Origin of the sequence: Streptomyces sp. NPDC019531, assembly GCF_044903305.1 — a bacterium.
Lineage (GTDB): Bacteria > Actinomycetota > Actinomycetes > Streptomycetales > Streptomycetaceae > Streptomyces.
The window spans coordinates 35,862-41,955 of sequence record NZ_JBJDQL010000029.1 but is presented as its reverse complement, the minus strand read 5'-3'; the positions used below and the strand labels follow the sequence as shown (position 1 = coordinate 41,955).

Here is a 6,094-nt window from a genome sequence, read left to right as displayed (position 1 = left end):
CGGCTGGGGAAGGAAGCCCGGCCGGTCATCCTGGGGCATGTGCAGCGGGGCGGTACGCCGACCGCCTATGACCGGGTGCTGGCCACCCGGTTCGGGTGGCATGCGGTGGAGGCCGTGCATCGGGGGGAGTTCGGTCACATGACGGCTCTTCGGGGCACGGACATTGTGATGGTGCCGCTCGCGGAGGCCGTTGAGACGTTGAAGACGGTACCGGAGGACCGGTACGCGGAAGCGGAGTGCGTGCTTTAGGTCCAAGAAGGTGGGCCCACTCGCCCCCGGTGACAGAAGTCGCCGGGGGCGGTTCTAGTCTTGGGGCGGTAGGAAACGCACAACCCCCCACGAATCAGGAGCCGCCGCGATGGATCACAGCGGGCACGGCATGACCATGGATCTGCCGCCGTTCACGCTGGGGCGGGGCCTTCAGTGGTCTGCTGACCCGTTCTTTCTGGTCGCCTGTCTGCTCGGGCTCGCCCTTTACGGATGGGGAGTCGTGCGGTTGCGGCGGCGGGGGGACTCGTGGTCCGTGGGGCGGACCGTTTCCTACGTCGCCGGTGTGCTGTCCATCGGGCTGATGATGTGCACCGGGCTGAACGACTACGGCATGGTCATGTTCAGCGTGCACATGGTGCAGCACATGGTGATCAGCATGCTGTCGCCGATCCTCATCCTGCTCGGGGCGCCGGTGACGCTGGCGTTGCGGGCGCTGCCGGTCGCCGGCAAGGGTCGCAAGGGGCCGCGTGAGCTGCTGCTGGCGCTGCTGCACAGCCGGTACATGCGGATCGTCACGCATCCGGCGTTCACGATTCCGCTGTTCATCGCGAGCCTGTACGCCCTCTACTTCACGCCGGTCTTCGACTTCCTGATGGGGTCGAAGACCGGACACATCGCGATGATGGTGCACTTCCTCGCCGTCGGTGTCGTCTTCTTCTGGCCGATCATCGGCGTGGACCCGGGGCCGCAGCGGCCCGGGTATCTGATGCGGATGCTGGAGCTGTTCGCGGGGATGCCGTTCCACGCGTTCTTCGGGATCGCGCTGATGATGGCGTCAGAGCCGATGGTGGAGACGTTCAAGAACCCGCCCGCCTCGCTCGGTATCGACGCGCTCTCCGACCAGAACTACGCCGGCGGTATCGCCTGGGCGTTCAGCGAGGTTCCCTCCGTTCTGGTGCTGATCGCACTGCTGTTCCAGTGGTATGGCTCCGAACAGCGACAGGCCAAGCGCACGGACCGGGCCGCCGACCGGAACGGCGACCAGGAACTTGAGGCGTACAACGCATATTTGGCCTCATTGAACGCACGCGGGCGTTGAAAGGCTTCGTCTTTCCGGAGCATTCAGTAGCATGAAGCGCGTTGGGGGAACCGCCAGGGGGAGCGGTCATGACACTTCGCGCATTTATGCACAGGATCGCCGTACTGGCGGTTTTCTCGCTGCTGTTGAGCGGCTGCGACAGGGACACTCCACTGACGATGGTCAAGGCGGTCGCCGCCGGTGTGCCCTCGCTCGCGCCGTTCTTCGACGAGAAGAGCGGGATCGGTGAGGACGCCACCAGTGTGCGCTCGCAGCCCGTGCAGGGAAGTCTCCAGCAGGGGGACACACCTGGTCTGTACGGCGGCAGCAAACAACCGACCATCTGTGACGTCGCCAAACTCGAACGTTTTCTCACCGATCCCACGAACCACAAAAAGGCACAGGCGTGGGCCAGTGTGCTGAACATCGGCACGGACGAGATACCGGAATATCTGGACCGGCTCACACCGGTTCTGCTGCGCCACGACACTCTCGTCAAGAACCACGACTACAAGAAGGAAAAAGCCGTCCCGTACAACTCCCTTCTTCAGGCGGGAATCGCGATTCTCGTCGATGAACAAGGGCTTCCGGCTGTGAAGTGTTCGTGCGGAAATCCGCTGCGGCCCTTCGAGGGTGACACCGGCCGGATTTCCGTCCAGTTCGAGGACGGCAACAAGAAATGGGCGGGATACGAGCGTGAGTCCGTGGTGGCCGTGAAGCCGGCTCCGCGGAAACTGGAACGGATCGCTCTGGTGGACGTCCAGGAACCCGCCCGTGGCATCAACCGTCCGACCGGCACCACCGGTGAGAAGGACACCACCTTCAACGCGAGGAAGCGGCATACGGTGCCGGACCTCGCCGGGACGACGTTCGCCCGGGCGAGTCAGGAGCTGATCGACGCCGGGCTGGCGGCCGGGTACGCCGGGCAGGGGGCGCCGCCCGACAGTGCGAAGGTGACGGCGAGCGATCCGCCCGCGGGGACGGAGCTGCCGTTCGGGCAGTACGTGATGCTGACCGTGGCCGGGGGCGGCACGAGCAGCTCCGGCGGGGCTCCCGGGCCCACGACCACTCCCCCGCTGCCGTCCTCCGGGTCGAAGTCACCGCCCACCAGCAACCCACCGTCGTCGGGGTCGTCGTCCGGTTCGTCGGGGTCGGCCGGCGGCAAGCCCGGGGAGTCCTCCTCCAAGCCGCCGTCCTCGTCGAGCGGCGGGCCCCGCGAGTCTTCGTCCGCACCGTCGACGAGCACGGCTCCGAGCTCACCGTCGGCCGACAGGTCGAGCGGTCCGCCGCCACCGCCGCCCACCACCAGCTCACCGCCCGAGGTCACCAGCGCACCGCCGCCCAGTGCCCCGGTCACCAGCAGCGCGCCAGTCACCAGCAGCGCGCCGCCACCACCGCCCCCATCGACGACGACCAGCGCACCGGCGAGCAGCGACCCCCCGGCCAGTGCGTCCGCCACCGACGGTCCGAGCGGCACCGTCCTCGCGTAGCACCCCCGAGAACCCGCAGAACCGGAGAGTCACCGGATGCCTTCAGGATCACCGACATCGGGAGTGGGCCGGGTCATCGCCGGCCGGTACCTGCTGCTGAACCCGCTCGGCAGCGGCGGCATGGGCCATGTGTGGCTCGCCCACGACCAGAGACTCGCCTGCGAGGTAGCGCTCAAGGAGATCGTGTTCCGTGACCCGGTGGAGGCGGGTCACGAGCGGGAGGCCCGGGTCGCGCGGGCCCGTGCCGAGGCCAGGCACGCGGCCGGGCTGCGCGGCCACCCGCACGTGGTGACCGTGCACGACGTGCTGGAGCACGACGGGCTGCCGTGGATCGTCATGGAGTACGTGGCCGACGCCGTGGACCTGCGCGACCTGGTCGAGTCCCGCGGGCCGCTCGCCCCGGCGGAGTGCGCCCGCGTCGGGCTCGCCGTGCTGGACGCGCTGACCGCCGGGCACCAGCGGGGCGTGATGCACCGGGACGTGAAGCCGGCGAACATCCTGCTCGCGCCGGACCGCACCGGGGCGCCGTACGGTCGTGTCCTGCTCACGGACTACGGCATATCCGTGCAGCCGGACGCCGGGGAGACGCGGTACACGCTGGCGTCGGTGCTGGTGGGCACGGCGGGCTATCTGGCGCCGGAGCGGGCCACGGGCGGGGCGCCCACCCCGGCCGCCGACCTGTTCTCGCTGGGCTGCACGCTGTACCAGGCCGTGGAGGGTGTGGGGCCCTTCGAGCGGGAGTCGCATCTCGCCGAGATCACCGCGGTGGTCATGGAGGAGCCGCGGCCGGCCGTGCGTGCCGGCGCGCTGGGTCCCGTACTGCAGGCGCTGCTCGCCAAGGACCCGGGGCAGCGGTTGTCGGCCGCGGAGGCGGAGGCCGCGCTGTCGCGGATCATGACACCGCAGGTCGAGCCGTACGTCCGGACGCAGACCGACATCGGTTCCCAGCCGCCCTGGGCGGCCGTACAGGGACCGCCGCCCGCCCCGCAGGCGCCGCCGCGCTCCTCGCAGGGGTTCGGGGCCCCGGTGCCCCCGCCCGCCCCGCAGGGGTTCGGGCCGCCGACGGGCGGCCGGCGGCGGCGGGAACGCTCGCACGCCCTGCGGGCGGTGCTGGCCTGCGGTCTCGGGCTGCTTCTCGCCTTGGGGGGCGTCTGGTACGCCATGGCCGACCGGGGGGCCGACGACAAGAACGGTGGCCAGGCCGCCGGGCGGCCGTACGGCGCCTCCGTCGGGCTCACCGAGGCGCTGCGGGACGGCGACTGTGTGACGGCCGACTGGCCGGGAGCGCAGCGTTTCCACGGGACGCCCCGGCTCACGCCGGATCCCGGCTGTGACAACGCGCCGGACGGCCAGGTGATGGCGTTCGCGCCGGCCTCCTCCGCGGACGAGGCGCAGCGCCTAGGGCCGGCGAAGTGCGAGGAGCGCACCAAGGAGATCCGGGACCGGCTCGCCGACGTCCGTGGCCAGGCCGTCGTTCCGACCGACGACGGGTTCGAGAAGGCGGGGCGGCGCACCGCCTGCCTGGTGCTGGGCGCGAGCGGACCGGTGTACGGGCCGATGAGCGCGCATCGCGAGCTCGGCTCTGGCTTCGCGGACACGGCGACCATGCAACGGCGGGACTGCCTGGACGTGCCCTCCAACCGGGACGCCCGGCTGGTGTCCTGCGAGGGCTCCTACGACGAGCAGGTGCTCGGGTTCACCCGTCTGGACGCGGACGTGCCGTTCTCCGAGGCGCGCACCGAGTCGGACCCGGCGTGCGCGCGGGACGTGCCGCCGGCCGACTACGGCTTCGATCCGTCCGTCTACACGGCCGGTTCCTGGACCAGTAAGGGTCCCTGGAAGAACGGGACCCATTTTGTCGTCTGCACGGTCCGGAAGCAGAACGGGGGCACCATGGAGGGGGACGAATCCTGAGGAGGGTGTCGCGATGCCCGGTACCGGTTCCACGGATGGCTCGACCCGAACGATGGGGGTGCTCACCGTCGGCGGTCTCGTCGTGGTGACGGCCTACACGGTGGCGCTCGGCAGCAACGGCTGGCTGTGGTTCGGCTGGGTCGTGCTGGGCCTGATCACCCTCGGCATGGTGGCCACCCGCAGCACCTGAGATTCAGCCGCCCGTGAGGCGGCCCGCCGAGTGCACGCCCGGCTGGTACTTGGGCATTCGGGCGGTGATCTTCATGCCCGCGCCCGGTGCGGTCTCGATGACGAGTCCGTAGGAGTCGCCGTACACCTGGCGGAGCCGGTCGTCGACGTTGGAGAGACCGATGCCGCCGGAGGGGCTGACCTCGCCGGCGAGGATACGGCGGAGCAGGACCGGATCCATTCCGGCGCCGTCGTCCTCGATGACGACGAGGGCCTCGGCGCCCGCGTCCTGGGCGGTGATCTGGAGGTGGCACTTGTCGGTCTTGCCCTCCAGGCCGTGCTTGATGGCGTTCTCGACCAGTGGCTGCAGGCACAGGAACGGCAGGGCGACCGGGAGCACCTCGGGGGCGATCTGGAGGGTGACGGAGAGGCGGTCGCCGAAGCGTGCCCTCACGAGTGCCAAGTAGTGGTCGATGGCGTGGAGTTCGTCGGCGAGGGTGGTGAAGTCGCCGTGCCTGCGGAACGAGTAGCGGGTGAAGTCGGCGAATTCGAGGAGCAGTTCGCGGGCTCGCTCGGGGTCGGTGCGCACGAACGAGGCGATCACCGCGAGCGAGTTGAAGATGAAGTGCGGGGAGATCTGGGCCCGGAGTGCCTTGATCTCGGCCTCTATCAGCCGGGTGCGGGACTGGTCCAGGTCCGCCAGCTCCAGTTGGACGCTGACCCAGCGGGCGACCTCTCCGGCGGCGCGGACGAGGACGGCGGACTCGCGGGGCGCGCAGGCGACCAGGGCGCCGTGGACGCGGTCGTCGACGGTGAGGGGGGTGACGACGGCCCAGCGGACCGGGCAGTCCGGGGCACCGCAGGTCAGCGGGAAGGCCTCGCCTCGGCCGGTCTCCAGCGGTCCGGCGAGGCGTTCCATGATCTCGGTGCGGTGGTGGCCGCCCACGCCGTCCCAGACCAGGACCTGCTTCTGGTCGGTGAGGCACAGCGCGTCCGTGCCGAGAAGGGTGCGCAGTCGGCGGGCCGACTTGCGGGCGGTCTCCTCGGTGAGGCCCGCCCTGAGCGGGGGTGCGGCCAGGGAGGCGGTGTGCAGGGTCTCGAAGGTGGCGTGTTCGACGGGCGTGCCGAGGCCGCCCAGGGCCTGCGGGCGGGCGGTCCGCCTGCCGAGCCAGAAGCCCGCGGCGAGCAGCGGGAGGATCGCCACGCACAGCCCTGCCAGGAATCCACTCACGCC

6 protein-coding genes are annotated in these 6,094 nt (G+C 70.3%); 5 read left to right on the top strand and 1 reads right to left on the bottom strand.

The features are described 5' to 3' along the window. The 5 genes from ACI2L1_RS28845 to ACI2L1_RS28825 all read left to right on the top strand — a co-directional run. On the top strand, nt 1-249 hold a 249-nt coding region (locus ACI2L1_RS28845; RefSeq protein ID WP_404742304.1), incomplete at its 5' end, for a 6-phosphofructokinase. Between the two features lie 109 nt (nt 250-358). Continuing rightward, nucleotides 359-1,309 (top strand): cytochrome c oxidase assembly protein, encoded by a 951-nt coding sequence (locus ACI2L1_RS28840; protein ID WP_404742303.1) that lies wholly within the window; start codon nt 359-361, stop codon nt 1,307-1,309. A gap of 68 nt (nt 1,310-1,377) precedes the next feature. Beyond that, on the top strand, nt 1,378-2,778 hold the full coding sequence (locus ACI2L1_RS28835) for a DUF6777 domain-containing protein (RefSeq protein WP_404742302.1): 1,401 nt from the start codon (nt 1,378-1,380) through the stop codon (nt 2,776-2,778). A 36-nt stretch (nt 2,779-2,814) separates the two neighbouring features. Continuing rightward, nucleotides 2,815-4,692, top strand: coding sequence for a protein kinase (locus ACI2L1_RS28830; RefSeq protein ID WP_404742301.1), 1,878 nt, complete (start codon nt 2,815-2,817; stop codon nt 4,690-4,692). 13 nt (nt 4,693-4,705) lie between these two features. Next, nucleotides 4,706-4,882, top strand: a complete 177-nt coding sequence (locus ACI2L1_RS28825) for a hypothetical protein (protein WP_404742300.1) — start codon at nt 4,706-4,708, stop codon at nt 4,880-4,882. Nucleotides 4,883-4,885: 3 nt separating this feature from the next. Here the strand turns inward: ACI2L1_RS28825 and ACI2L1_RS28820 are convergent, their stop codons facing one another. Further along, nucleotides 4,886-6,091, bottom strand: a complete 1,206-nt coding sequence (locus ACI2L1_RS28820; protein ID WP_404742299.1) for a sensor histidine kinase — start codon at nt 6,089-6,091, stop codon at nt 4,886-4,888. Nucleotides 6,092-6,094 lie beyond the last annotated feature (3 nt).